The sequence below is a fragment of the Haloplanus vescus genome, assembly GCF_900107665.1.
GTDB lineage: Archaea > Halobacteriota > Halobacteria > Halobacteriales > Haloferacaceae > Haloplanus > Haloplanus vescus.
Window position 1 is genome coordinate 326,266 of sequence record NZ_FNQT01000003.1, and the last position, 24,996, is coordinate 351,261.

At 66.3% G+C, this 24,996-nt stretch carries 22 protein-coding genes and 1 tRNA gene; 14 read left to right on the forward strand and 9 right to left on the reverse strand.

The window, feature by feature from the left end; genetic code table 11:
• Positions 1-13: 13 nt before the first annotated feature.
• Positions 14-544, forward strand: a complete 531-nt coding sequence (locus tag BLU18_RS11690; RefSeq protein ID WP_092635250.1) for a 50S ribosomal protein L16 — start codon at positions 14-16, stop codon at positions 542-544.
• Between the two features lie 43 nt (positions 545-587).
• Entirely contained in the window at positions 588-1,445 is an 858-nt protein-coding gene (locus BLU18_RS11695) for an ATP-grasp domain-containing protein (protein WP_092635252.1), read from the forward strand.
• On the opposite strand, the gene BLU18_RS11700 is transcribed toward BLU18_RS11695, so the two are convergent.
• Positions 1,446-1,829: an Hsp20/alpha crystallin family protein gene (locus BLU18_RS11700; protein WP_092635254.1), complete on the reverse strand. Its 384-nt coding sequence runs from the start codon at positions 1,827-1,829 to the stop codon at positions 1,446-1,448.
• Between the two features lie 149 nt (positions 1,830-1,978).
• On the opposite strand from BLU18_RS11700, the gene BLU18_RS11705 reads away from it, so the two are divergent.
• Positions 1,979-3,214 carry a phosphoglycerate kinase gene (locus tag BLU18_RS11705; protein WP_092635256.1) on the forward strand — a complete coding sequence of 412 codons (1,236 nt, stop codon included), beginning with the start codon at positions 1,979-1,981 and terminating at the stop codon, positions 3,212-3,214.
• A 36-nt stretch (positions 3,215-3,250) separates the two neighbouring features.
• Here the strand turns inward: BLU18_RS11705 and BLU18_RS11710 are convergent, their stop codons facing one another.
• The gene (locus tag BLU18_RS11710) at positions 3,251-4,270 is read right to left on the reverse strand and encodes a type II glyceraldehyde-3-phosphate dehydrogenase (RefSeq protein ID WP_092635339.1); all 1,020 of its coding nucleotides are present in this window, start codon (positions 4,268-4,270) and stop codon (positions 3,251-3,253) included.
• Between the two features lie 52 nt (positions 4,271-4,322).
• Positions 4,323-5,072 carry a response regulator gene (locus tag BLU18_RS11715; RefSeq protein WP_092635258.1) on the reverse strand — a complete coding sequence of 250 codons (750 nt, stop codon included), beginning with the start codon at positions 5,070-5,072 and terminating at the stop codon, positions 4,323-4,325.
• Positions 5,073-5,196: 124 nt separating this feature from the next.
• On the opposite strand from BLU18_RS11715, the gene BLU18_RS11720 reads away from it, so the two are divergent.
• The 3 genes from BLU18_RS11720 to BLU18_RS11730 are packed head-to-tail and all read left to right on the forward strand — an operon-like array spanning position 5,197 to position 7,675.
• Positions 5,197-6,144 carry an aminopeptidase gene (locus tag BLU18_RS11720; protein WP_092635260.1) on the forward strand — a complete coding sequence of 316 codons (948 nt, stop codon included), beginning with the start codon at positions 5,197-5,199 and terminating at the stop codon, positions 6,142-6,144.
• Between the two features lie 51 nt (positions 6,145-6,195).
• Positions 6,196-6,852 carry an HVO_0476 family zinc finger protein gene (locus BLU18_RS11725; protein WP_092635262.1) on the forward strand — a complete coding sequence of 219 codons (657 nt, stop codon included), beginning with the start codon at positions 6,196-6,198 and terminating at the stop codon, positions 6,850-6,852.
• 49 nt (positions 6,853-6,901) lie between these two features.
• Complete coding sequence (locus BLU18_RS11730) at positions 6,902-7,675, forward strand: protein-L-isoaspartate O-methyltransferase family protein (protein ID WP_092635264.1); 774 nt, start codon at positions 6,902-6,904, stop codon at positions 7,673-7,675.
• Positions 7,676-7,681: 6 nt separating this feature from the next.
• On the opposite strand, the gene BLU18_RS11735 is transcribed toward BLU18_RS11730, so the two are convergent.
• Complete coding sequence (locus tag BLU18_RS11735) at positions 7,682-8,125, reverse strand: DUF7382 domain-containing protein (RefSeq protein ID WP_092635266.1); 444 nt, start codon at positions 8,123-8,125, stop codon at positions 7,682-7,684.
• A gap of 76 nt (positions 8,126-8,201) precedes the next feature.
• Here BLU18_RS11735 and BLU18_RS11740 point away from each other — a divergent pair, with 76 nt between their 5' ends.
• A complete protein-coding gene (locus tag BLU18_RS11740) occupies positions 8,202-9,317 on the forward strand; it encodes an ATP-binding protein (RefSeq protein ID WP_143025265.1) in 1,116 nt (371 codons plus the stop codon).
• A gap of 49 nt (positions 9,318-9,366) precedes the next feature.
• Here BLU18_RS11740 and BLU18_RS11745 read toward each other — a convergent pair whose 3' ends face one another.
• Positions 9,367-11,805, reverse strand: coding sequence for a DUF2309 domain-containing protein (locus BLU18_RS11745; RefSeq protein WP_092635268.1), 2,439 nt, complete (start codon positions 11,803-11,805; stop codon positions 9,367-9,369).
• 236 nt (positions 11,806-12,041) lie between these two features.
• Between BLU18_RS11745 and BLU18_RS11750 the strand changes: the two genes are divergently transcribed.
• Complete coding sequence (locus BLU18_RS11750; RefSeq protein ID WP_092635270.1) at positions 12,042-13,493, forward strand: proton-conducting transporter transmembrane domain-containing protein; 1,452 nt, start codon at positions 12,042-12,044, stop codon at positions 13,491-13,493.
• A gap of 9 nt (positions 13,494-13,502) precedes the next feature.
• Here the strand turns inward: BLU18_RS11750 and BLU18_RS11755 are convergent, their stop codons facing one another.
• The 4 genes from BLU18_RS11755 to BLU18_RS11770 all read right to left on the reverse strand — a co-directional run bounded on the left by BLU18_RS11755 (position 13,503) and on the right by BLU18_RS11770 (position 16,510).
• Positions 13,503-14,252 (reverse strand): ABC transporter ATP-binding protein, encoded by a 750-nt coding sequence (locus BLU18_RS11755; RefSeq protein ID WP_092635341.1) that lies wholly within the window; start codon positions 14,250-14,252, stop codon positions 13,503-13,505.
• Entirely contained in the window at positions 14,249-15,046 is a 798-nt protein-coding gene (locus tag BLU18_RS11760) for an ABC transporter permease (RefSeq protein WP_092635272.1), read from the reverse strand. The genes BLU18_RS11755 and BLU18_RS11760 overlap by 4 nt, the downstream gene beginning before the upstream one ends.
• Positions 15,047-16,054: an ABC transporter substrate-binding protein gene (locus tag BLU18_RS11765; RefSeq protein WP_092635274.1), complete on the reverse strand. Its 1,008-nt coding sequence runs from the start codon at positions 16,052-16,054 to the stop codon at positions 15,047-15,049.
• A 383-nt stretch (positions 16,055-16,437) separates the two neighbouring features.
• Positions 16,438-16,510, reverse strand: a tRNA-Asp gene (locus BLU18_RS11770).
• A gap of 251 nt (positions 16,511-16,761) precedes the next feature.
• On the opposite strand from BLU18_RS11770, the gene BLU18_RS11775 reads away from it, so the two are divergent.
• The 6 genes from BLU18_RS11775 to BLU18_RS11800 are packed head-to-tail and all read left to right on the forward strand — an operon-like array spanning position 16,762 to position 24,952.
• Positions 16,762-16,992, forward strand: coding sequence for a DNA-directed RNA polymerase subunit H (locus tag BLU18_RS11775; RefSeq protein WP_092635276.1), 231 nt, complete (start codon positions 16,762-16,764; stop codon positions 16,990-16,992).
• A complete protein-coding gene (locus BLU18_RS11780) occupies positions 16,989-18,548 on the forward strand; it encodes a DNA-directed RNA polymerase subunit B'' (RefSeq protein WP_092635278.1) in 1,560 nt (519 codons plus the stop codon). Before BLU18_RS11775 ends, BLU18_RS11780 begins: the two co-directional genes overlap by 4 nt.
• 1 nt (position 18,549) lies before the next feature.
• Complete coding sequence (gene rpoB, locus BLU18_RS11785; protein ID WP_092635280.1) at positions 18,550-20,376, forward strand: DNA-directed RNA polymerase subunit B; 1,827 nt, start codon at positions 18,550-18,552, stop codon at positions 20,374-20,376.
• Between the two features lie 6 nt (positions 20,377-20,382).
• Complete coding sequence (locus BLU18_RS11790) at positions 20,383-23,316, forward strand: DNA-directed RNA polymerase subunit A' (RefSeq protein WP_092635283.1); 2,934 nt, start codon at positions 20,383-20,385, stop codon at positions 23,314-23,316.
• On the forward strand, positions 23,309-24,526 hold the full coding sequence (gene rpoA2, locus BLU18_RS11795) for a DNA-directed RNA polymerase subunit A'' (RefSeq protein WP_092635285.1): 1,218 nt from the start codon (positions 23,309-23,311) through the stop codon (positions 24,524-24,526). Before BLU18_RS11790 ends, rpoA2 begins: the two co-directional genes overlap by 8 nt.
• Positions 24,527-24,952, forward strand: a complete 426-nt coding sequence (locus BLU18_RS11800; RefSeq protein ID WP_092635287.1) for a NusA-like transcription termination signal-binding factor — start codon at positions 24,527-24,529, stop codon at positions 24,950-24,952.
• Positions 24,953-24,996: the final 44 nt, after the last annotated feature.

A 24,996-nucleotide genomic window follows, 5' to 3' on the forward strand; every position in this document is an offset into this window, starting at 1 on the left:
CTGACAAGTAACCATGTCCGACAAGCCTGCCTCCATGTACCGGGAGATCGACAAGCCCTCGTACACGCGACGAGAGTACATCACGGGCGTTCCCGGTTCCAAGATTGCACAGCACAACATGGGCGACCTCCAGGCCGACCCCGAGGACTACGAGGTTCACATCAGCCTCGAAGTCGAGGAGGAGTGTCAGCTTCGCCACGGCGCGCTCGAGGCCTCGCGCCTCTCCGCCAACCGTCGGCTCCTGAAGGAGCTGGGCGAAGGGAACTACAAGATGGTGCTCCGGAAGTTCCCCCACCAGGTCATCCGAGAGAACAAGCAGGCGACGGGCGCGGGTGCGGACCGTGTCTCCGACGGGATGCGACAGGCGTTCGGCAAGCCGGTCGGCACCGCCGCCCGCATTCAGACCAACGAGACGGTCTTCACCTGCTACTGCGACCCCGAGGACGCCCCGGTCGTCAAGGACGCCTTCCGTCGCGCCTACAACAAGATCTCGCCGCCGTGCCGCATCGTCGTCGAGAAAGGCGAGCAGCTGCTCGTCGCCTGAGCGCGACCCCCGACCTTTTCTTTCCGCCTTCCACAGGGAGCGTATGCTCCGGCTCGCCCTGACCACACGGGCGGAGACGTTCGACCGCCTCCAGGACCCACTCGCCGACCGCGGCATCGAGGTCGGCCATCTCCCCGCCACCGGGCGGACCATCCGTCTCGACGAGGCGCCCGCCGACGACTTCGACGTGGGCTTCGTCTACCCCTCGCAGACGCCCGCCGGCGACGCCCTGTCCGCGCTGTACGACCTCCCGTGGGTGAACGGGCGCGACGCCGTGCTTCGCTCGCGAAACAAGGGTGGGGTCGTGGCGACCCTCGGCGCCGCCGGTCTGCCTGTCCCGAAGACGACGATGGTGTCGAGCCCCGTCGACGAAGCGACGCTCGTCGACGCCGTCGCGGACTTCGACTGGCCGGTCGTCGTCAAGCCGAACTCTACGACTCGCGGGACGGGCGTGGCGAAAGCGACCGACATCGACTCGCTGCTGGGTATCGCCGACTACCTCGACCTGATTCACGACTACCGCGCCACGGGCGACAAGACCTACCTCCTACAGGAGTATCTACCCGACGCGCACGACTACCGCGTCATGGTCGTCGACGGCGAGTACGCGGGGGCCGTCGAGCGCGAACTGCCGGCAGACGCCCGCGCGGACGGGCGCTGGAAACACAACGTCCACCGCGGCGCCGAGGCGACGGGCGTCGACCTGCCCAACGAGTATCGCCGTCTCGCCGAACGGGCGGCGGCGGCGCTCGACGTATCGTATCTGGGCGTCGACCTGCTCGCGACGGAGAATCGGGTCGTCGTCGTTGAGACGAACGCGCGGCCGACCGTCGACGTCGCGACGAAGTACGTCCCGGACTTCTACGACCGACTGGCGGCGCTGATAAAAGCGACGGCGTAGTTACTCGACGTCGATGGCGGCGGAGTCGCCCACCTTGTCCACGGTGACTTCGAGGATGCCGTTGTTGAACGTGGCCGACGCGGAGTGCTCGTCGACGCGGGCGGGCAGGCGGACCCGCTCGTCGTACTCGCGGTGCGGGGAGGTGGCGCTGATGGTGAGGGTCTTCCCGTCACACTTCAGCTCGATGGCGTCTTTCTCGACGCCGGGGAGGTCGGCGACGAGCCGCACTTCCTCGTCGTCCTCGTAGATGTCGACGTGCGTCTCGGAAGCAAAGCCCGAGCCGTCGCTCATCGCGTTGGAGTTGGCGCCCGTCATTTCGTTCATCATCCGTTCGATTTCGTCGAAAATGTCGCCGAACGGGTCGTCACGGTCGTCGCCTCTCATGGCCGAACGTAAGCCGGTCCCGCTCAAAAGCTTTCTGTCCCCGGTAGGTAGTAGCACGACCCCCGTGACCGACGGTATACTATGACACGATTGTTCACTCGGAATCGGCCGTTTGAAATACTCGACCCCCCATCAGAGAGACGAGGCACATGTTCAAGACGCTCGACGAACTCGGGTCCGGGAATCGCGTCCTCGTTCGGCTCGACCTCAATTCGCCGGTCGAGGACGGCATCGTCAAGGACAACCGCCGATTCGCACGCCACGCCCGGACCGTTCGGGAACTCGTCGAGGACGGCCACCGCGTCGTCGTCATGGCCCATCAGGGCCGTCCGGGGCGGGACTCTTTCGTCTCGCTCGACCAGCACGCCGACCTCCTCGCCGAGTACGTCGAGACGCCCGTCGGGTTCGTCGACGACGTTCACGGCGACGAGGCTGTCGACGCCATCCGAGGGCTCGACGCCGGCGAGATACTGCTCCTCGAGAACGTCCGGATGAGCGACGACGAACTCCCCGAGAAACCGGCGGAGGAACACGCCGACAGCGAGTTCGTCCAGACGCTCGCCCCCGAGTTCGACTGCTACATCAACGACGCGTACTCGGCGGCCCACCGCTCGCACGCTTCCCTCGTCGGCTTTCCGCTCGTCCTCCCCGCCTACGCCGGGCGCGTCATGGAGGCCGAATACGAGGCCAACACGAGCATCGCCAGCCGGGAGTTCGACGGGCAGGTGACGATGGTGCTCGGCGGCGCGAAAGCCACCGACGTCATCGACGTGATGAGCGCGCTCGACGAGGCCATCGACCACTACCTCCTCGGCGGCATCGTGGGCGAACTCTTCCTGCGGGCCGCGGGCTACGACGTGGGCTACGACGTGGGCGGCACGGAACTCTACGACCACCAGTGGGAGCAAAACGAAGAGCGCATCCGCGAACTGCTCGCCGAACGCAGCGACCGCATCACGCTCCCCTTCGACCTAGCCTACGAGGACGCTGCCGACGAACGCGCTGAATTCCCCGTCACCGATGACGTGGAGAAGGACTTCCCGCTGCTCGACGTGGGCTCGACGACTGTCGAGCGCTACGGCGAGGTCATCGAGGACTCGGCGGCGGTGTTCGTCAAGGGCGCCCTCGGCGTCTTCGAGGACGAACGCTTCTCGACGGGGACGGTCGGCGTCCTCGAAACCATCGCGACGACGGACTGCTTCTCGGTCATCGGCGGCGGCGACACCTCGCGGGCCATCGAACTCTACGGCCTCGACGAGGAGTACTTCTCGCACGTCTCCATCGCCGGCGGCGCCTACGTCCGGGCGCTCACCGGCCAGTCGCTTCCCGGCGTCGACGCCTTGACTCGCTCCTGTGAGCGCGTCGAGTCGAGCGTCGACCAGTAGCGGCTGGGGCCGTTCTTTCTGAATCGCGCCGTCGACTCAGTAGTCGATGCCGACGCCCATCGCTTCCTCGGTCGTCGCGCGACTCTCGGCGGCGTCCTCGTCGCCGCGGAGGGCGCGGACGGCGTCGACGTTTTCGGGCACCACGTCGCTCTCCTGGTGAATCGCTTGGAACAGGTAGAGGTCGCGGCCCTCGACGGTGATGGACTCGGACCAGATGCAGTTCTCCCAGAGGTCACCGCGCGGCCGGCCAGCGTCGTGGGCGAACTCCTTGAGCTTGCCCGAGCCGTCGATGTCGGCGCCCGCCGGAATCTGGAACAGGCGCTCCTCGTCGGCGAACAGGTCGCGGACCGCCTCGGCGTCAGCGTCCGATTCCAGCGTCACGTTGACGCTGTGGGTGTGCATCAGCGTCGCCGGCACCTTCATCCCGAGCGTGTCGATGTCGAGGTCCGGGAAGATGGTGTTCACGTCCGGGCCGTGGTGCGAGGGGATGGTCACCGGGTCGGGGAGGATGTCGTCGATGGGGCCGCGCCCGGTCTGGCCGGGGTCGCCGCCGCGCCGAACCAGCGTGACGCGTGCCTTCTCGACGCCGTAGGCCTCCTCAAGCGGCGCGAGGATGCGCGAGAGCCCCGTGGTGTTACAGGAGACGACGCGCGCGGAGTCGGCGCCGACCGCGTTCTCGAAGTTAGCGCGGGCGTTGAAACTCACCTCGGCCACGTCGGCGTCCTCGCCGCCCTGGAAGATGGCGGGCGTGTCGTGGGCCTCGTAGAGGTCGGCGTTCTCGGCGCCGATGCCCGAGGGCGTACAGTCGACCACCACGTCCGACTCGGCGACGAGCTCCTCCACCTCGCCGGCGAGTTCGAGGCCCTCCTCGGCGAACTGGTCCATCCGGTCGGGGATGGCGGCGTAGAGGGGGTAGCCCTTGCGCGCCGCCGTCTCCGCCTCGAAGTTCGGGCGCGTCTTGGCGACGCCGACGAGCTCCATGTCCGGTTGTTCCGTAATCGCGTCAGCCACCCGTTTGCCGATGGTTCCGTAGCCGTTGACGCCGACCTGTGTCATATCGCGGAGTCGCGCGGCGACGGGCATAATCGTTTCGAGCCTCTCTCGTGGCCTACTGGTACGCCATCGCCTGCGCCACCTTCTGCCCCCGGTAGTAGCCGGGGGCGGTCGCGACGGTCGCCGGCTTGATCTCCCCGTCGATGGCTCGGAGGCGGAACTCGGCCTCCGGCAACGACACCCCCTCGGTCATCAGCCGCTCGAAGCGACCCCTCGCCCGCTCCCGGTCGTCCGGGTGGAGGAAATCGGTGAACGACCGGTCCTCCAGGTCCGCGTGCGTGTCGGCGTTGAGAAAGTCGACCGCGGCGTCGTTCGAGTAAAGCAGCGTACCCTCTCGGTCGAAGACGATTATCGGAATCGGTGCCGTATCCACGAGGTTGTGGTAGCGCTCCTCGCTCCGGGTGACCGCCGTCTCCGCGCGATAGGCTCGCACGCTGTTGGTGATGCGGTTGGCGAGCAGCATGTACTGGTCTCTCCCGGACTCCTTCTGGAGGTACTCGGTGACGCCGGCCGACACCGCTCGGCTCGCAATCGACTCCGACCCCCGCCCGGTAAACAGAATGAAGGGGAGCTTCGGGTGGTCGGTGCGGACGGTTTCGAGGAATTCGATGCCGTTCTGGTCGGGCATATCGTAGTCGGAGACGATACAGTCGGCGTCGAGTTCGGCGAGTCGGTCCAACCCCTCGCCGACATTCGTCGCCGTCGTCACCTCGAACCGGTCGTCTTCGCGTTCGAGGAACGTGGCGGCCAGATTCGCAAAGTCCGGTTCGTCGTCGACGTGGAGGACGCGAATCGGGCCATCCATATTCGAATCATTGGACCGTACGACGATAGTGGTTATGGTGGTTGTTATCACATAACATACAATTTCGCTCGGCGGTCGCATCCGGAGGGGAAGGGCTAACCTACGCCCGGCCCTTCCCTCGCCCATGTCCGACGCACTCATACAGGCCGCCGAGACGGCGATTCATCAGTGCATGGCGCTCGACGCCGACGAGTCCTGTGCTGTCGTCACCGACGACAAGCGGCTCCCAATCGGCGAGGCGCTCTACGACGTGGCGAGCACCGTCACCGACGACGCCGTCCTCCTCCGCTACCCGCCGGGCGAGCAACACGGCACCGAACCCCCCGCGCCCGTCGCGGCCGCGATGGCCGACGCCGACGTGGTCCTCGCGCCGACGACCAAGAGCCTGAGTCACACGCGCGCCCGCAAGCGAGCCTGCGACGCCGGTGCTCGCGCCGCCACCCTCCCCGGCATCACCGAGGACGTGATGGTCGCCGGCCTCGACGCCGACTACGAGACCATCGCCCGCCACTGTCGCGAGGTACTCGAACAGGTCGCCGACGCCGACGAGATTCGCGTCACCTCCCCCGAGGGCACCGACTTCACCGTCGAACCCGGCGACCGCGAGTGGCTGACCGACACCGGGATGGTCCACGACGCCGGCGACTTCTCGAACCTCCCCGCGGGCGAGGTGTTCGTCAGCCCCGAGACGGCCTCCGGCACGTACGTCGTCGACGGGACGATGATGCCCCACGGTCTGCTCGAGGAACCGATTCGATTCGAGGTGGAGGACGGCACAGTCACCCACATCTCCGACGACGCCGTGCGCGAACAGGTCGACGCCGGGCGCGAGGCGGTGGGCGACGACGCCGCCAACCTCGCCGAACTCGGGGTCGGAACGAACGTCGGCGTCACCGACCTCGTCGGGTCCGTCCTCTTGGACGAGAAGGCGGCGGGGACGGTCCACATCGCCATCGGCGACGACGCGAGCATCGGCGGCGACACCGAGGCACCGCTACATCTCGACGGCATCCTCCGCCATCCGACGGTGTACGCCGACGGCGAGGCAATCGATCTGCCGAGCGCCGAGTGACGCGAATCCCGGAAGGGCGGACTTTTACCGCCTGACCGGCTACACGTCGGTATGACTCATCCCGGTCCCGACGCGGGCGACCGCGTCGCTCTCGCCTGTCCGTCCTGTTCCGAGCAGACGGTCCACGAGGTACTGAAACCCGGCGGCCACGTCACCGTGCGCTGTACGGAGTGCGACCACGTCCACAAGGAGCGCTACGAGCCGACCCCAGAGATCGAACTCGACGTCGTCGTCTCGCAGGGCGACGAATCGCTGACGGCGACGGTCGACGTCCCGCCCGGCGACACCGTCGAACGCGGCGACGAGTTCGTCGTCGACACCGACGAGGCCATCATGCAGGCGCGCGTCACCGCCATCGAACTCGGCGGCGACCAGCGCGTTGAGGAGGCGACGCTCGAAGACGTCGCGACGCTCTGGACGCGCGCCGTCGACAACGTCCGCGTGAACGTGACCGTCCACCCCAACGACGGCCGACGCGACGAGTCGCGGAGCGTCACCGTCTCCGTGCCCGGCGACCACGAGTTCGTCGTCGGCGAGACGGCCGAGTTCGGCGACGAAGAGTTCGAGATTACGGGCGTGCAGGTCCGCGACGACGCCCCCGAGTATCGCTTCGAGAAGCTCGACCACGAGGGCGACACCGTCTTCGCGAAAGACGTCAAGCGCGTGTACGGCCTCGACGAGACCTCCGCCGCGTGGTCGGCGTGGTGACACGACCCCGAACGCACGCTTCATAAGCGGCCGCACCCAGCCTCCTTCTATGGACCCCGCAGTGTTGCGCGAGGACATGGTCGACGGCCTCGACCACACTCTCGACGACCTCGACGAGTCCCTCGGGGTGGCCATGCGAACGGTCCCCCGGCACGTCTTCGTCGAGGACCGCCCGTACGACAACCGCGCGACCGACCACGCCGGCACGACGGTGCTCGCACCCAAGACGGTCGCCCGACTCCTCGGCGCACTCGATGTCGACGACGACGATTCCGTCCTCGTCGTCGGCGTCGGCGTCGGCTACACGGCGGCGCTACTTGCCGAACTCGTCGGCGCTCGCCGCGTGCACGCCGTCGACATCGCCCGCCGACTCGTTCTCGACGCGCGCCGAAATCTCCGACAGGCCGGCTACGAGGGCGTCCTCGTCGACTGCCGCGACGGCGCCGACGGCCTCCCGGAGTACGCCCACTTCGACCGCATCCTCGTCGAAGCGGCGGCGGTGCGCCCGCCCCGCGCGCTTCTCGACCAGCTCGCCCCCGACGGCCGACTCGTGATGCCGATGGGGACGCCCGACCCGACGCTCGTTGCCCTCGCGCCCGACGACTCGCCCGAGGGCTACGCCGTCGCCGAGGAGTTCGGCCCGGCGACGCTCGCCCCCCTCCTCGTCGACGGCGAACAGGCCGGGGGCGTCACGCGCAACCGGACCGAGCGCGAGGACCGCGAGTTCGGCGAGCAGGGCTACTTCGCGCCCACCGGCTGGGAACACGAGTGGATAGACTGGGACGACCGACTCGACGGCGGCCGCGGCCACCACCGTCGCTAACCGGCTTCATCCTCGCACGACCAACACCTTCGTGTTGCCGCGGCGGTCGACGTAGCCGCTTCCGGCAGGTGGTTTCACCTCGATGACCAGCGTCCCTTCGTCCTGATTCGCGCGGAGCGTCGGCGTCACCGATACGCTCGCGGTCCCGTCCTCGCCCGTCGTCGCCGTCTGCACGCCGTCGAGGTCGGCGCTCCCGGCTTTGACGAGGACCGTCGCGTCCGCGACGGCCGACCCGTCCGCGCCGACGACCGTCAGGTCGATTGAGCCTTGTCCCGGCCCGACAACCTCCGGTTCGGGTCGAACGTCGAGTTCCGTCGTCGACAACCCCTGAATCCCGGTCAGCATGTTCATCATGACGCTCAGACTGGCGACGCCGATGACGAGTGCGATGACCAGTCTGATGGGCAATCCTTCGATGGCTCGTCGGTCCGCGCGGAACGCGTCGAACATGGACCGGCTTGCTCCCGTCTCCACATTTGAACGTCCGGGCGGACGCTTATGAGGGATGCCGGGACCACGCCGGGGCATGCACGTCCTCGGACGCGACGCGTCGGCGACGGGGCCCGCGGTTCGCTTCGGCACGTACCGCGCCGCCGACGGCAGCGACGGCGCGGCCGTTGGCCTCGACCTCCATCGCCCGCACGCGGCCCTCGTCGTCGGCAAGCGCGGCTACGGCAAGTCACACACCCTCGGCGTCGTCGCTGAGGGGGCGGCCCGCGCGCCCGGCGTCGCCCCAATCGTCGTCGACCCGATGGGGGAGTTCGCGGGGCTCGCGGAGGGGTCGGCCTCGGTGCGCGTCGTCGCTGCGCCAACCGTCGCCGCGACGCTTCTCCCATCGACGGCGTGGCCGGCGCTGTTCGACCTCTCACCAACCGACTCCGTCGGCGCCCTCCTCTGGGAGGCGGCCCGCGAGACGGCGACGCTGGACGAGATGCTCGCACACGTCGACGCGGCGGCCGTCGCCGACGGCGTGGCGCGGGCCGCCCGGAACCACCTCCAGCTCGCCGACTCGTGGGGTGTCTTCGACCCCGACGGCCTCGACGCTCGCACGCTCCTGTCGGCGTCGGCGACGGTGCTCGACTGTTCGGGACTGGCCGACCGGGCGGCAGCGGCGCTCGTTCGCGCCGTCGCCGCCGGCCTGTACGACGCGTGCGTCGACCGTCGACCCGAACGCTTGCCGTGGCTCCTCCTTGACGAAGCGCACGTGTTCTTCGACGGGATTGCGGCGCCGGCGCTTGAGACGGTACTCACGCGCGGGCGGACGCCCGGCGTCTCGCTGGTCGCCGCTACCCAGCGCCCCGGCGCGCTCCCGTCGGTCGCGCTCTCGCAGTCGGACCTCCTCATCGCCCACCGGTTGACCGCGGGCACGGACGTGGAGGCGCTGGCGGCCGCGACGCCGACGTATCTCTCCGGTCGGCTTCGCGACCGGCTTCCGGCCGAGACTGGTGCGGCTGTCGTCGTCGACGACGTCACCGAGTCGGTCCACGGCGTGCAGGTGCGCGCCCGCGAGACACCCCACGGTGGCGCGGACCCGCGTGTCGACGCCGCTCACGACGACTCGTCGATGGCCGTCCCGCAGTCCGGGCACTCGCCGTCGACGACGGGGACCGGCGTCGAACACTCCGGGCAGAATTCGAGATAGCAGGTGGAGTCGCCCATGCCCCCAAATTTGTGCCACAGCGGCAAGGCGTTTACTGTGCCGTCGTGACGGATGTCTCGGTCGTGTCCTCCGAGCCTTCCGAGTCCAGCCGTGGCTCCCAGGTCTGCTCGCCCTGGTACTCGAAACACCGATTGGCCTGCTCGGGGTCGAGCACCGTCAGCGAGAGCCAGCCGTTGTCGAACAGGGTCGCGAGGTCGTCGTTGCGCGCGAGGATATCGGTCACCTGCTCGACGGGGGCGTGAATCACGACCGAAAGCCGGAGTGGCTGGTGATAGAGTTCGCTGTCGTCCCCGTACAGCGACTGGAGTGGGAGTCCGACGCGAAGGTCGCCGCCGTTCCCCTGCACGACGCCGACGTGACCTACCGTGTTGTGAGTCGTCTTCGACCCGCTCCCGTACACTTCGTTGTCGACGGTCGAGAAGTAGTACTGGGCGCTGATCATCTGACAGACGACCAGCGGGCCAGTCATGATGTTTTCGAGGGCGTCGCCGTCGGGGTCGGTCGACCAGTCGTAGGAGTGGAGGAACGAGCGACCGTCGAGGTCAAGACCGTCGGTCAGGTCGCGCGGCCCGATGACGAAGCCAGCGTTCCCGGACAACCCGAGTTCTGGACGGGGTTGGGCCCAATCGGCGGTTCTGGTCTCGGCTTCGCTGACGCTGTCGGCGGCGTCGACGTCCATCGTGTCCAGTCGCTCTGCCGTTGCCCCCTGCTGGGCGGTTTCGAGGCCGTCACGCAGGCGGTCGACGACGGCCTGCTGGCGCTCCGAGAGGGATTCGCTCACGAACAGCGACACCGAGTCGGTCGTGGTGTTGTGCTCCGCGGCGAGGAACACGGTGTCGTCGGGAACGTCGACGCCGCGGTCACGCAGTTCGTCTCGGACCGCCGGGTCGTTGCAGATGGCGGCGAGGGCCCGCGCGTTCGGTGTCCCCGGACTGCCCGCGCAGGCGCCGCAGTCGATGCTCGACTGGTACGGGTTGTTGACCGTCTCGCTCCGATGGCCGGTGAAGACGACGACCGGTGCGAACTCCTCCCAGCCCAGCAGGTCGAACGCCGCTTCGGCGTAGAACGCGCGCTGCTCGGTCGACATTCCAACCGGGAGGTCGGCCGCGTGGTCGTGGTCCGTGTTGCCGTCGACCGTTGGTTCGCAGAAGTTCTCGGGCCGGGGTGGACTGAGCCGGTCACGCAGGGCGCGCACGCTCGACGGGACGAGCGTCCGCGAGGCCAGCGCGGCGCCGAACAGCCCACCCGACGCCTCGACGAAGCCGAACGCAGCCGCGAGGTCGGTTTTCAGCGACTTCACGAGCTTCGTCCCGGCACGGGTGTAGCGCTCCCATCGCTCGTAGGCCGTCGCCGCCCCGCCGTCTGTTCGGGGGCGGTCCGTGACGTGATGCGTCGGGTCGACCATCACCGGACACGAGTCGGTTCGTGTCTTCGACTTCCAGCCCTCGTACTCCAGCGGAATGCCGAAGAAGCCGCCGTAGCCGAACGTCTCGTAGGGACCGGTGCGTTCGAGGTGTCGGCGGATGACCTCCGAGCGCGTGTCGATACAGAAGACGAGCTGTGCCTCGGGCGCCGCCGACGATTCTCCCTCGCCCCCGAGCTGGCGCTGGATGTCGTCGACGAGTTCCTCGCGGTAGCTCCGCTCCCACGCCGTCAACCAGTGTTCGGCCAGGGGTGGGTCGTCCGAATCGGCCGTCTCCCCGTCGCTCGCCGGAGCGAGCGTCGCCCCCATGTGTTTGGCCAGGGTCAGACGAATCGCCATGTAATCGAGCAGCGTCGCGGGACAGGCCTCCTGCCACGGATTGTTGTTTGCCTGCGCCCGCTGCTTGATGAAGCCGACCCAGCCGGGCAGCGCGGCCAGATGGTGTTCGAAGATGCGCTCCCACTCCTCGGTCGGGTGCTCGCTCAGGACGGCAGACACCGCTTCGGACGCCGTCTCGGGCAGGTCGTCGAGGCGCTCGTGGTAGTGTGTCGCCACGGGCGTCGACGAGGCGGGTATCTCGGCGTCGTGGGGCGCGACCGACCGCCAGGCACGGTACAGGCCCTCCTCGCGGTTCGGCGGCGGACACGCCGCCTGTCCCTGGTCGAGGAGGGCGGCCAGCCACTTCGCGACGAGGCGGTCGAGTCGCTCGTCGGTCTCGCTCGTCGAGTCGCGGTCGCGTTCCACGCTCTCCATCCGGTCTAAGAGCGCCTCGGGCGAGTCGGTGTATCCGTGCGCGTCGAGGACGCTGTCGAGTTCCTCGTCGTCGATGCGGCCCGACTCCCAGGCCTCGCGAAACCGGGCCGGGTGCGGATACCCGCGGCCGCCGAACAGGCGTTCGCCCTCTGCGACCGCTGCCGGGAACGGTCGGTCTTCGAACCCCGAGAGGGGGTTCGCACCCACGTCGGAGTACAGCGGCCACACGCGACCGATACGCTCCGCCGCGCTGTCGATTTTGGCTCGGATGGTGACCGGGTCGACGCCGTTCATACTGTTCGTCTCATCGCACGACTGTTCCTATTCAGTTAAACATCTTTCTACATATGTACTGTAATTGGGTTAATTCCTAAAATACTTGAATTATATTCTGGCTGCATTTTGCTATCGTTCACTATCTGTGGCGGCTGATTTGGCTGTTTGATGGGAAAGGAAGATTTTAAGAATTATATCTATCCCGGGGCATAAGTGCGGAGCACTTATGAGATATCTCTCGATTTTTCGAATGAATGAGTGATATAGGCGAACAGAACTGGGTGCCTGTCGTCTCGACGTATGCGGCGTGGCTGGCCTTCGTGCTTTCGATAGTCGTCGCCGTCGCAGTCGTCCAGTTTCACGTCGCGTTGCCGACGGGCGGACTCGTTCGGGTCGACGGCCTGACACTCGTCATGTGGTGTGCGGTCACCTTCTTCAGCGGCATCGTCCAGAGTTTCGCTCGCCGGTACATGGCCGCGAGTCGAAATCTGAACCGCTTCTTCGTCGACGTGGCGCTGTTCACGCTGGCCGTCCTGACGATGCCCGCCGCTGACAACGTCGTGCTCTTCCTGTTCGCGTGGACGGGCATGGGTCTCGTGATGGCCGACCTGATCGGCTACGTCTCCGAGTGGGACGAAGCGCGGGCGGCCGGACGGCTCTCCCGGCGGTACTTCCTCTCCGGCAGCGCGCTCTTGACCGCCGGCGTCGGTCTGCTCGTCCTCCGCACGGGCGCGACGACGATAACGGGAATTCTCGACGGCCTCGGAAGCGTCTCGCGCCCGGTCACGCTCATTGCCGCGGGGCTAATCGTCTTCGCGGCGCTGGTGCAGTCGGCGCTGTTCCCCTTCCATCGGTGGCTCCTCTCCTCGATGACCGCGCCCACGCCGTCGTCGGCGCTGATGCACGCCGGCTTCGTCAACGCCGGCGGCGTCCTGCTGACGCGGTTCGCCCCGCTGTTCGTTCCGGAGCGAGGGCTGTTGCTCGTCATCGTCGTCGTCGGCGCGGTGAGTGCCCTCCTCGCGCAGGCGATGCTCCTCGTCCAGCCCACGTACAAGGGCCGACTCGGTTGCTCGACGGTGGCGCAGATGGGCTTCATGATTCTCCAGTGTGGCCTCGGCTTCTTCGCCGCCGCCGTCACCCATCTGGTCGTCCACGGCTTCTACAAGGCGTACCTTTTCCTCTCGACTGGCGGGCAGGTGACGAAGAAGCCGCCGTCGACGGGGACACACGAGTCGTCGCTCTTGCCGGTGGCGGCCGCGCTCGTAGCTGCCGCCCTCGGTGGCGTCGTCTTCGCGACGCTCACCGGCAAGGGACTCGACCCGACCGAGACGGGCGTGTTCCTCACCGTTGTCGTCACGCTCTCAGTGTTTCGGGCGGCGGTCGAACTCCTCCGTAACCGCTCGCTGTCGCGCGTCGCTCGCCTCGTCGGCGTCGCCGTCACCACGATTCCCACACTCGCCGTCTACGCTCTCGTCTACAACGCCATCTCGGGCCTGATGCACGACGTGCCGGCGGTCCACACCCCCGTCGCGATGACTCCCGTTCACTGGGTCCTCCTCGCGCTGTTCGTCGCGGGCCACGTCGCGGTGCAATTCGGCTGGTTCCAGGGTCGCCCACGAATGTACGCGACCCTGCTGAACGCCGCACAACCCGACCCACGAACCGTCTCGACGACGCACGCCTCGGGGTCGCGCGCCGACCCATAGACCACCGTCCTACTCTATCAGGTCGAGAATCCGCTGGTAGTAGGTCCCGAAGGCGTCGTCCGAGCGACTCCGCGGGCGCTCGATGTCGACGTCGACGATTTCGTGGATGTGACCCGGATTCTTGCCCATGACGACCACGCGGTCCGCGAGTTTGACCGCCTCCTCCACGTCGTGGGTGACGAAGAGGATGGTCTTGCCCGTCTCGGACCAGATGTCGAGGAGTTCCGACTGGAGCATCTTCTTGGTCTGGGCGTCGACGGCGCCGAAGGGTTCGTCCATCAGCAACAGTCCAGGGTCGACAGCGAGCGCCCGCGCAAGCGCGACCCGCTGTTTCATGCCGCCCGAGAGGTCGCGGGGGTAGGTGTCGCCGAACCCCGACAGGCCGACCATCTCGATTAGGTCGTCGACGCGTTGCTCGCGTTCGCTCGCGGGCACGTCTTGACGCTCCAGTCCGAAGCCGACGTTGTCGGCGACGGTGCGCCACGGGAACAGGTGATACTCCTGAAACACCAGTCCCAAATCTGGTCCCGGTCCCTCGACGCGCTCCCCGTCGAGGTAGACGGCGCCGCTGGTCGCGGACTCCAGGCCCGCGATGATGCGAAACAGCGTCGTCTTCCCACAGCCTGAGGGGCCGACGAGGCAGACGAACTCGCCGTCGGCCACGTCGAACGAGACGCCGTCGAGCGCGCGGACCGGCCCCGTCTCGCCCTCAAAGTGCTTGCTGATGTCGTCGACGCGCACGCGCGGTGTCTCACTCATCGCCACACCAGCGCCCGTCGTTGGAGCGCGCGGAACGCCACGTCGACGACGAGGAACATCAGACTCAACACGAGGATATAGGTGATGACCACGTCGACTTGAAGGTTGTTCGACGCCCGGAGGATGCGACGGCCGATGCCCGCGACGCCGAAGATTTCCGAGGCGACGACGAGCATCCAGCAGCGACCGATACCGGTCCGTATCCCCGTCGTGATTTCGGGGAGCGACGCGGGGACGACGACCGTTCGCACGAGTTCGAGGTCGCTCTCGACCCCGAGGCTCCGCGCCACGTCGAGCAAGTCCTCGGAGACGCCTTCGACCCCGCCGTAGGTGGCGTAGAAGTTTATCCAGAATGCCCCGACGGCGATGATGAACGCGGCGCCGGCGTGGTTGATGCCGAACCACGCGATGGCGAAGCCGACGAGCGCCAGCGGCGGCACGGGCCTGAGGACGCGCACCACCGGCGAAGTCACGTCGTCGAGATACGGACTCCACGCCAGCGCGATGCCCGCGGCGATGCCGAGGCCCGTCCCGAAGACGGCGCCCGGAATCCAGTGCAGGATGCTGTGTCCGAGCGCGACGGCCATCTCGCCACTTGCCGCCTGCGCGTAGAACGTCTCCGCGACGACGAGCGGCGAGGGCAGGACGTACGCCGGCTGGGTGAGCGACGCCGCGCCCCAGAGCGCGAGGAAGACGGCGACGCCGGCCAGTCCGCGGCGCAGGCGCCGGCCGTCGATGTCGGTGAGGGCGCTCGGGCGGTCCTCCTCGACATCTTCGGATACGTCGACGGCCATCTATAGGCTCTCGTAGACGCTGTAATCGAATATCTGGTCCAGCGTCAGCTGCTCCTCTATCTGCCCGTTCTCGGCGGCGAAGCGTGAGAAAATCTCCGTCCCGTTCTCGATTTCCCGTGGGTCGGTCACGAAGTTCGAGAGCGGTCCCTGCAGCGCCGCGAGCGCCTGGTCGGCGGCCATCCCGATACTCGATTCGACGATGTCGGCCGTCGCCTCCGGCTGATTCGAGATGAACTCCGTCGCGCGGACGTGCTGTTCAAGGAACTGACGGGCGACGGGCTCTCCACGCACCGAATCGCGCATCAGCGTCACTGCGGCGGGCTGGCCGGGCATGATTTCCCCGGCGTTGCGGAACGTCTGAATCGGGACGTCCTCCTGTTCGGCCCGGGTCGGCACCGGTTCCATGATGGACGCGCCGTCGACTTCGCCGTTGGCGATGGCCTGCCACACCGCATTCGCACCGCTGATTTCGACGATGTCGACCGTCGACGTGTCGACGCCTTCCTGTTCGAGCCAGTATCGCAGCAGTACGTCGGGCACCGACCCCTGCGGGAAGGTGCCGAATCGGAACTTCTGACCCTTCTGCTCGCGCCAGACGCTGAACGCGTCGGCGCCGTGCTCCTCCCACATCGCCTGCAGGTCCTCGTGGGCCATGATGGCCATCGGCTCCTTGATGTTCGCGGCGGTCACCTTCGCCGGAATCCCGCGGTCGATGACGATCATCGAGGGGACGATGCCGAACATCGCAATATCGATTTCGCCGCCGCCGAACGCCTGGATGATGGCCGGGCCGTCGGTGAACTCTCGCCCCTCGATGCTCGCGTCGACGTTCTCGAAGTACCCCTCCGACTCCATCACGTAATACTGGAGGTCGGGGAAGATGGGCATGTGCGCGACTGAGAGGGTGTCCGACCCGCCACCGCCGCCGAGACAGCCAGCGAGGCCGAGCGTCGCCGCCGACCCCGCGCCAGCGAGATATGCACGGCGTGAAAGTGACTCGATATTCATGCCCTTACCTAGACTGCAGTCGCGTATAACCCGCGAGAAACTGGCAAAACTGTGTTATATCGAGTTGGCACAGAAAATACGGCAAACGGCGTTGAAGTGCGTCGTTCGTCGGTTTCGGTATACTCTATCGATATCGTCGTCTCCGAAGTACCAGCAATAAATTCTGGATAATGCTCGGAGTGGAATCGCGAACTACGGTCGCTACGCTCCTCGCTCGTGAGGTTGAATCAGAAGAACGCCCGGAGCGGGATTGTGAACCACGGTCGCTCTGCTCACTCCGTTCGCGTCGCTCTCTGGTTCAAATCGCCGCAGTTGCGTTTTCGCCGACACAGGCACTCACTCGCCGCTGCGCTCCTCGTTCGTGGTAGGTGTCGGCAGAAGAACGCCCGGAGCGGGATTTGAACCCGCGTCACGACCGTGACAGGGTCGTATGATGGGCCACTACACCATCCGGGCCTTCGCATCTACACAGAGTCGGGACTTGAAAATAAGACTTGCCATCTGGAGGCGCCTTGGGATGCGGTACCGCGACCCGCCGAAACGGCTTTGTAGTGGGAGCGGCCATGGCAACACGTCCCGAGTGCGCCCTGTCGGCACCCGGCCGATGGGTCGAATAGCGTCGCGTCGCGTTTCTTTGAAAAGCGTTAAATGCGTGGGATGACAATGGCGCCGTAGTATCCCGTGATAACTTCTCCACCCACTCACCCATGGTAGACGTAAGCCAACACAAGCTGGTTCCGGAGCACACAGTCCTCGACGACCCTGAGCGCGTCGACGAGGTACTCGCGGAGTACAACGTCAGCAAGACCAACTTGCCGAAGATCAAAACGAGCGACCCGGCGTTGCCCGACGAGGCCGAGGTCGGCGACGTGATCGAAATCGTTCGCGACTCGCGTACCACTGACCAAGCAACCGTATACCGACTGGTGGTCGAATGAACCGAGAGAGCCGACGTACGATTTCACGAGAGTATTTCTCCGAGGAACGACTCGCGGAACACCACTTCCGTTCGTTCAACGGCTTCCTCGACCGGGGGATGCAGGAAGTCGTCGACGAGAAGGAGCGAATCGAGACGGACATCGGCGACAAGGAGGGTCAGGAACCCGTCTTCGTCGAACTCGGCGACGTTCGCGTCGAGACGCCGCGCGTCCGCGAAGCGGACGGGAGCGAGGAACTCCTCTACCCGCAGGAAGCGCGCCTCCGCAACATCACGTACGCCGCGCCGGTGTTCATGGAGATGGCCATCGTTCGCGGCGGCGAGGAAGAGGAAGAAGTCGTCGTCGACTCCACCGAGACGAAGGTGGGTCGCATGCCGATCATGGTCGGGTCCGAGCGGTGTAACATCGCCGACCTGACTCGCGAGGAACTCATCGACATCGGCGAGGACCCCGTCGACCCAGGTGGGTACTTCATCGTCAACGGCTCCGAACGGGTGCTGATGACGAGTGAGGACCTCGCCCCGAACAAGATTCTCGCGGAGTACGACACGAAGTACGGCGACGAGATTCAGGTCGCCAAGACGTTCAGTCAGCGCCGCGGCTACCGCGCGCTGGTGCTCTGTGAGCGCAACCGCGAAGGGATTCTGGAAGTCTCGTTCCCCTCCGTTTCGGGGAGCGTCGACTTCGTGACGCTGGTCCGGGCGCTCGGCCTCGAATCCGACGAGGAGATCGTCCACCGCGTCAGCGACGACCCGGAGATTGTGAAGTTCATGCTGGAGAACCTGGAGATGGCCGAAGTCCAGAGCGAAGAGGAGGCCATCGAGACCCTCGGCAAGCGCGTCGCCGGCGGGCAGGGCAAGAACTACCAGCTGAAACGCGCCAACTACGTCATCGACCGCTACCTCCTCCCCCACCTGCACGAGGAAGGCGTCGACGAGGAAGAGGTCCGCATCAACAAGGCCTACTACCTCTGCCGGATGGCCGAGGCGTGTTTCGAACTCGCCTTGGAACGACGCGAAGCCGACGACAAGGACCACTACGCGAACAAGCGCCTGAAGGTCAGCGGCGACCTGATGCGTGACCTGTTCCGGACGGCCCTGAACAAGCTGGCACGGGACGTGAAATACCAGCTCGAACGCGCGAACATGCGTAACCGGCAGCTGACGGTCAACACCGTCGTCCGCTCGGACGTGCTGACCGAGCGCCTCGAACACCCGATTGCGACGGGCAACTGGGTCGGTGGGCGCTCGGGCGTCTCCCAGCTGGTGGACCGCACGGACTACATGGGTGTGCTCTCACACCTGCGGCGACTCCGCTCGCCGCTCTCGCGCTCGCAGCCACACTTCGAAGCGCGGGACCTGCACGCGACCCAGTGGGGTCGTATCTGTCCCTCCGAGACGCCGGAGGGGCCGAACTGTGGCCTGGTGAAGAACTTCGCGCAGGCGATGGAGCTCTCCCAGAACGTTGCGGACGAACAGGGACTCAAACGCGAACTGGCGTCGATGGGAGTCGAGGGGATTCCCGGAATCGAAGGCGTCGACTCGATGGCAGATTAACATGGCTCAGGCACGCGAGGCGAAAGTATACGTCAACGGCAGTCTGGTCGGGACCCATCCCGACCCCGAACAGCTCGCAGATCAAATTCGCGAAGCGCGACGACGCGGCGACGTCAGCGACATGGTCAACGTCTCCGTCAAGGACCGCACGCGCGAGGTCATCATCAACGCGGACGCGGGGCGGGCCCGCCGACCGCTCATCGTCGTCGATGACGGCGAACCCCTCCTCTCGGACGAGGAGATAGAGGCCGTCAAGAACGACGAACTCGAGTTCGAGCAACTGGTCGAACGCGGTTACATCGAGTTCATCGACGCCGAGGAGGAGGAAGACATCTACGTCGCCGTCGACGAGGACGAACTCAACGAGCGACACACCCACCTCGAAATCGACCCGCAGCTCATCTTCGGCATCGGCGCCGGGATGATTCCGTATCCGGAGCACAACGCGTCGCCCCGAATTACGATGGGTGCGGGGATGATGAAGCAGTCGCTCGGGCTGCCAGCGGCCAACTACCGCATCCGGCCCGACACGCGCCAGCACCTGATGCATTACCCGCAGCTGGCGATGGTCAAGACCCAGACCACCGAACAGATTGGGTTCGACGAGCGCCCGGCGGCACAGAACTTCGTCGTCGCCGTCATGTCCTACGAGGGGTTCAACATCGAGGACGCACTCGTCATGAACAAGGGGTCGGTCGACCGCGCGCTCGCCCGGTCGCACTTCTTCCGCACCTACGAGGGCGAGGAGCGTCGCTACCCCGGTGGACAGGAGGACCGCTTCGAGGTCCCGAGCCAGGACGTGCGCGGCGCACGCGGTGAAGACGCCTACACGCATCTGGATGAGGACGGCCTCGTCAACCCCGAGACGAAAGTCGACGAGAACTCCGTCCTGCTGGGCAAGACGAGTCCGCCCCGATTCCTCGAGGAACCGGACGATATGGGCGGCCTGTCTCCCCAGAAGCGCCGCGAGACGAGCGTCACGATGCGGAGTGGCGAGGACGGCGTCGTCGACACGGTCACGCTGATGGAGGGCGAGGACGGCTCGAAGCTCTCGAAGGTGAGCGTGCGCGACGAGCGTATCCCCGAGCTCGGGGACAAGTTCGCGTCCCGCCACGGTCAGAAGGGTGTCGTCGGCCACCTCGCACCGCAGGAGGACATGCCGTTCACCCAAGAGGGACTCGTCCCCGACCTGGTGCTCAACCCGCACGCCCTCCCGTCGCGGATGACGGTCGGGCACGTGCTGGAGATGCTGGGCGGCAAGGTCGGCTCGCTCGAAGGCCGCCGCGTCGACGGCACGGCCTTCCAGGGCGAGGACGAGGACGAACTCCGTGGCGCGCTGGAAGACCACGGCTTCAAATCCTCCGGGAAAGAGGTCATGTACTCCGGTGTGACCGGCGAAAAGATCGAAGCCGAGATCTTCGTCGGCACCATCTTCTATCACAAACTCTACCACATGGTGAGCAACAAACTGCACGCCCGCTCCCGCGGGCCGGTGCAGGTGCTCACCCGCCAGCCCACCGAGGGGCGCGCCCGCGAGGGTGGCCTGCGCGTGGGCGAGATGGAACGTGAGGTGCTCATCGGTCACGGGGCGGCGATGGCGCTCAAAGAGCGTCTGCTCGACTCCTCGGACCGCGAGAGCGTGTACATCAGCGCCGAGACGGGGATGGTGGCCGTCGAGGACACCGAACAACGGCGCGTCTACGACCCCGTCACCGGCGACGAGGACGACATCCACGAGCTCGAGGTGAGCTACGCGTTCAAGCTCCTCCTCGACGAGATGATGGCGCTCGGCATTCGACCGCGACTGGAACTGGAGGACGCAGTATAAATGTCAATGCAAACACCGAAAGAGATCGGCGGCATTCAGTTCGGGCTGATGGATCCGGAGACGTATCGCGACATGTCCGCGACGAAGGTCATCACGGCGGACACCTACGACGACGACGGCTACCCCATCGACATGGGGCTGATGGACCCGCGGCTGGGCGTCATCGACCCCGGACTGGAGTGTCGAACCTGCGGACAGCACTCCGGGTCGTGTAACGGCCACTTCGGCCACATCGAACTCGCCGCGCCGGTCATCCACGTCGGGTTCACGAAGCTCATCCGACGGCTCCTGCGTTCGACCTGTCGAGAGTGTGGGCGACTGGCCCTCACCGAGGAGGAACGCGAGGAGTACGAGGAGAACCTGGTTCGCGCCGAGGAGCTCGGCAAGGACCCGAACGACGTGCTGAAGGCGGCGGTCCGGCAGGCGCGCAAGCAGAGCTACTGCCCGCATCCGGACTGCGACGGCGTGATGCACGACATCAAACACGAGAAGCCCACCACCTACTACGAGGTGCAGGACGTCCTCGCGGGCGACTACGCCGAGCGCATCGCAGAGGCGATGCAGCCGGACCCCGACGACGAGGACGACGAGGGCACGGGCCCGAAAGAGCTCGCCGAAGGCCTCGGTATCGACCTTGACCGCGTCAACGACATCATGGCGGGCGAGTTCCGCCCGAAGAGCGATACGCGGAAGAAGTTGGAGAAGGCCCTCGACGTGGACCTGACCGAGGAGGACATGAACAAGCTGATGCCCTCCGACATCCGCGACTGGTTCGAGGACATCCCGGACGAGGACATCGAAGTGCTCGGCATCGACCCCGAGCGCTCCCGTCCCGAGTGGATGATTCTGACCGTCCTGCCGGTCCCGCCGGTGACGGCTCGTCCCTCGATTACGCTCGACAACGGCCAGCGCTCCGAGGACGACCTGACCCACAAGCTGGTGGACATCATCCGCATCAACCAGCGGTTCATGGAGAACCGCGAGGCCGGTGCGCCCCAGCTCATCATCGAGGACCTCTGGGAACTGCTCCAGTACCACGTCACCACCTTCGTCGACAACGAGATTTCGGGCACGCCGCCGGCGCGACACCGCTCCGGCCGCCCGCTCAAGACGCTTTCCCAGCGCCTGAAAGGCAAGGAGGGTCGCTTCCGCGGTAGCCTCTCCGGGAAGCGTGTCAACTTCTCGGCCCGAACGGTCATCAGCCCGGACCCCACGCTCTCGCTGAACGAGGTCGGCGTCCCCGAACGGGTCGCCACGGAGATGACCCAGACGCTGAACGTCACCGAGCGCAATGTCGAGGAGGCTCAGCAGTACGTCGCCAACGGCCCCGAGGGTCACCCCGGAGCCAACTACGTCCGCCGACCGGACGGGCGTCGCCTGAAGGTCACGGAGAAGAACTGCGAGGAACTCGCGACGAAAGTCGAGGAGGGCTGGGAGGTCAACCGGCACCTCGTCGACGGCGACATCGTGATCTTCAACCGCCAGCCGTCGCTCCACCGGATGTCCATCATGGCCCACGAAGTGGTCGTGATGCCGTACAAGACGTTCCGGCTGAACACCACCGTCTGCCCGCCGTACAACGCAGACTTCGACGGCGACGAGATGAACATGCACGCCCTCCAGAACGAGGAGGCACGTGCCGAGGCGCGCGTCCTGATGCGCGTCCAAGAGCAGATGCTCAGTCCCCGGTTCGGTGAGAACATCATCGGGGCCATTCAGGACCACATCAGCGGAACCTACCTGCTGACCCACGAGAACCCCCACTTCTCGGAGACGCAGGCGCTCGACCTGCTCCGCGCGACGAGCGTGGACGAACTCCCCGCCCCTGACGGCGAGGAGGACGGCGAGCCCTACTGGACCGGCCGAGCGGTCTTCTCCGAACTCCTGCCCGACGACCTCAACCTCGAGTTCACGTCCTCGGCGGGCGACACCGTCATCATCGAGGACGGCCAGTTGATCGAGGGGACCGTCGACGAGGACGCGGTCGGCGCGTTCGGCGGCGAAATCGTCGACACCCTCACCAAGGTCTACTCCAAGACGCGTGCTCGCGTGTTCGTCAACGAAGTCGCGGCGCTCGCCATGCGAGCGATCATGCACTTCGGTTTCTCGCTGGGTATCGACGACGAGTCCATCCCGGAGGCGGCGAACGAGCAGGTCGACGAGGCAATCGACAACGCTTACGAACGCATCGACGAACTCATCGAGAGCTACGAGGCGGGTGACCTCGAGTCCCTGCCGGGTCGAACCATCGACGAGACGCTCGAGATGAAGATCATGCAGACGCTCGGCAAGGCCCGCGACAGCGCGGGCGAAATCGCCGAGGACCACTTCCAAGAGGACAACCCGGCGGTCATCATGGCGCGCTCGGGTGCTCGTGGGTCGATGCTCAACCTGACCCAGATGGCTGGCTGTGTGGGCCAGCAGGCAGTCCGCGGCGAGCGAATCAACCGCGGATACGAGGACCGTACCCTTAGCCACTACGAGCCGGACGACCTCTCCGCGGAGGCACACGGCTTCGTCGAGAACTCCTACCGTGGCGGCCTGACGCCGCGGGAGTTCTTCTTCCACGCGATGGGTGGCCGCGAGGGGCTTGTCGACACGGCAGTCCGCACCTCGAAGTCCGGATACCTCCAGCGTCGGCTCATCAACGCGCTGTCCGAGCTGGAGTCGCAGTACGACGGCACCGTCCGCGACACCTCCGACACCATCGTTCAGTTCGAGTTCGGTGAGGACGGCACCAGTCCGGTGAAGGTGTCGTCGTCAGACGACAACCCCATCGACGTCGAGGGTATCACGGACCGCGTCGTCGAGGCAGAGTTCGACTCCCCCGCGGAGAAAGAGCGGTTCCTCGGCGAGCGCGAACCGCCGACGAACCTCTCGGAGTACGCGGGTCCCGGTCTGAACAAGGCCCAAGGTATGGAGGTGGAGTCCGATGACTGACTACGAACACGTCACGGACGACATCGAAGCCGTCGTTGAGGATACGGACCTGCCGCGACGACTGAAAGACCGCATCTACGAGACCATCGACGACCGTGGTCCGGTTTCGACCGAGCAGGCAAACGAAATCGCACAGGCGACGGAGTCGCGCTACGTTGACACGCGCGTCGACCCCCTCGACCCGGTCGGGACGGTGTCGGCGCAGTCAATCGGCGAACCCGGCACGCAGATGACGATGAACACCTTCCACTACGCGGGGGTCGCAGAAATCGACGTGACCCAGGGCCTGCCCCGACTCATCGAGCTGGTGGACGCCCGGAAGACGCCGGACACGCCGATGATGACGGTGTATCTCGACGACGAGTATGCCACCGACCGCGAGCGCGCACACGAAGTCGTGTGGTCAATCGAGTCGACGAAGATACTCTCGCTCGGTGACGTGTCGACGAACGTCGCCGACATGCTGGTGCAGGTCGACCTCAACGAGGAGACGCTGCTCGAGCGGTGGCCCACCGTCGAACAGGTGGGCGAAATCGCCGCCCAAATCGCCGACACCATCGAGGACGCCTTGGGCGTCAAGACTCGGCGCGACGGCACGCTCATCGAGTTCGGCCCCTCCGAACCCAGCTACCGCGAACTGCTCCAACTGGTCGAGGAGCTTCGCGACGTGGTGTTCAAGGGTATCGAAGAGGTGTCTCGGGTCGTCATCCGAAAGGAGACGCTCGACGACGGCGAGGAGGAGTTCGTCCTCTACACCGAGGGGTCGGCCTTCGGCGACGTTATCGAAATCGAGGGCGTCGACGCCTCGCGGACGACGTGTAACAACATCCACGAAATCTACCGCAACCTCGGCGTCGAGGCGGCCCGCGAAGCCATCATCAACGAGACGATGGACACCCTCGAAGAGCAGGGCCTGGACGACGTGAACGTCCGCCACCTGATGCTGGTTGCGGACATCATGACCAACCGCGGCACCATCGAATCCATCGGTCGCCACGGTATCTCGGGGTCGAAAGACTCCGTCCTCGCACGCGCCGCGTTCGAGGTGACGGTCAACCACCTGCTCGACGCCGCCATCCACGGCGAGCGCGACCAGCTTGACGGGGTCATCGAGAACGTCATCGCCGGCAAACCGGTCGCCATCGGCACCGGCGACGTCGACCTGCGGATGGGGTCGTTCACGCCGGACGCACAGCCCTCGGACGACTGAATGAAAATCACCCTGTCCGACCGTGACCGCCGGTACATCACCCGGTTCGAAGAGGAGACGGGCTCGACGGCCCGCGACTGCCTAGTCTACGAGGACGACGACCGCGTCGTCTTCCTCGTCGCGGCCGGCGAGATGGCGCAGGCCGTCGGCCCCAACGGGCGACGGGTGCAGGCGGTCGAGGAGGCACTCGGGCGCACGGTCGAACTCGTCGAGGACGCGGACACGCCAGCGGCGTTCGTCGCGAACGCCCTCGCGCCGGCCGCGGTCCAACACGTCACCGTCAGCGAACAGGGTGACCGCGTCGCCTACGCGGAGGTGCCCGAGGCCGACCGTGGCGTCGCCATCGGTCGCGACGGGCGCAACATCGAGACGGCACGGGAACTCGCGCGTCGGCATTACGACATCGACGACGTGCAGTTGACCTAAGTCGCGTCACGTCGTCTCGGCGCCGCCGACGCCCTCAACGGCTC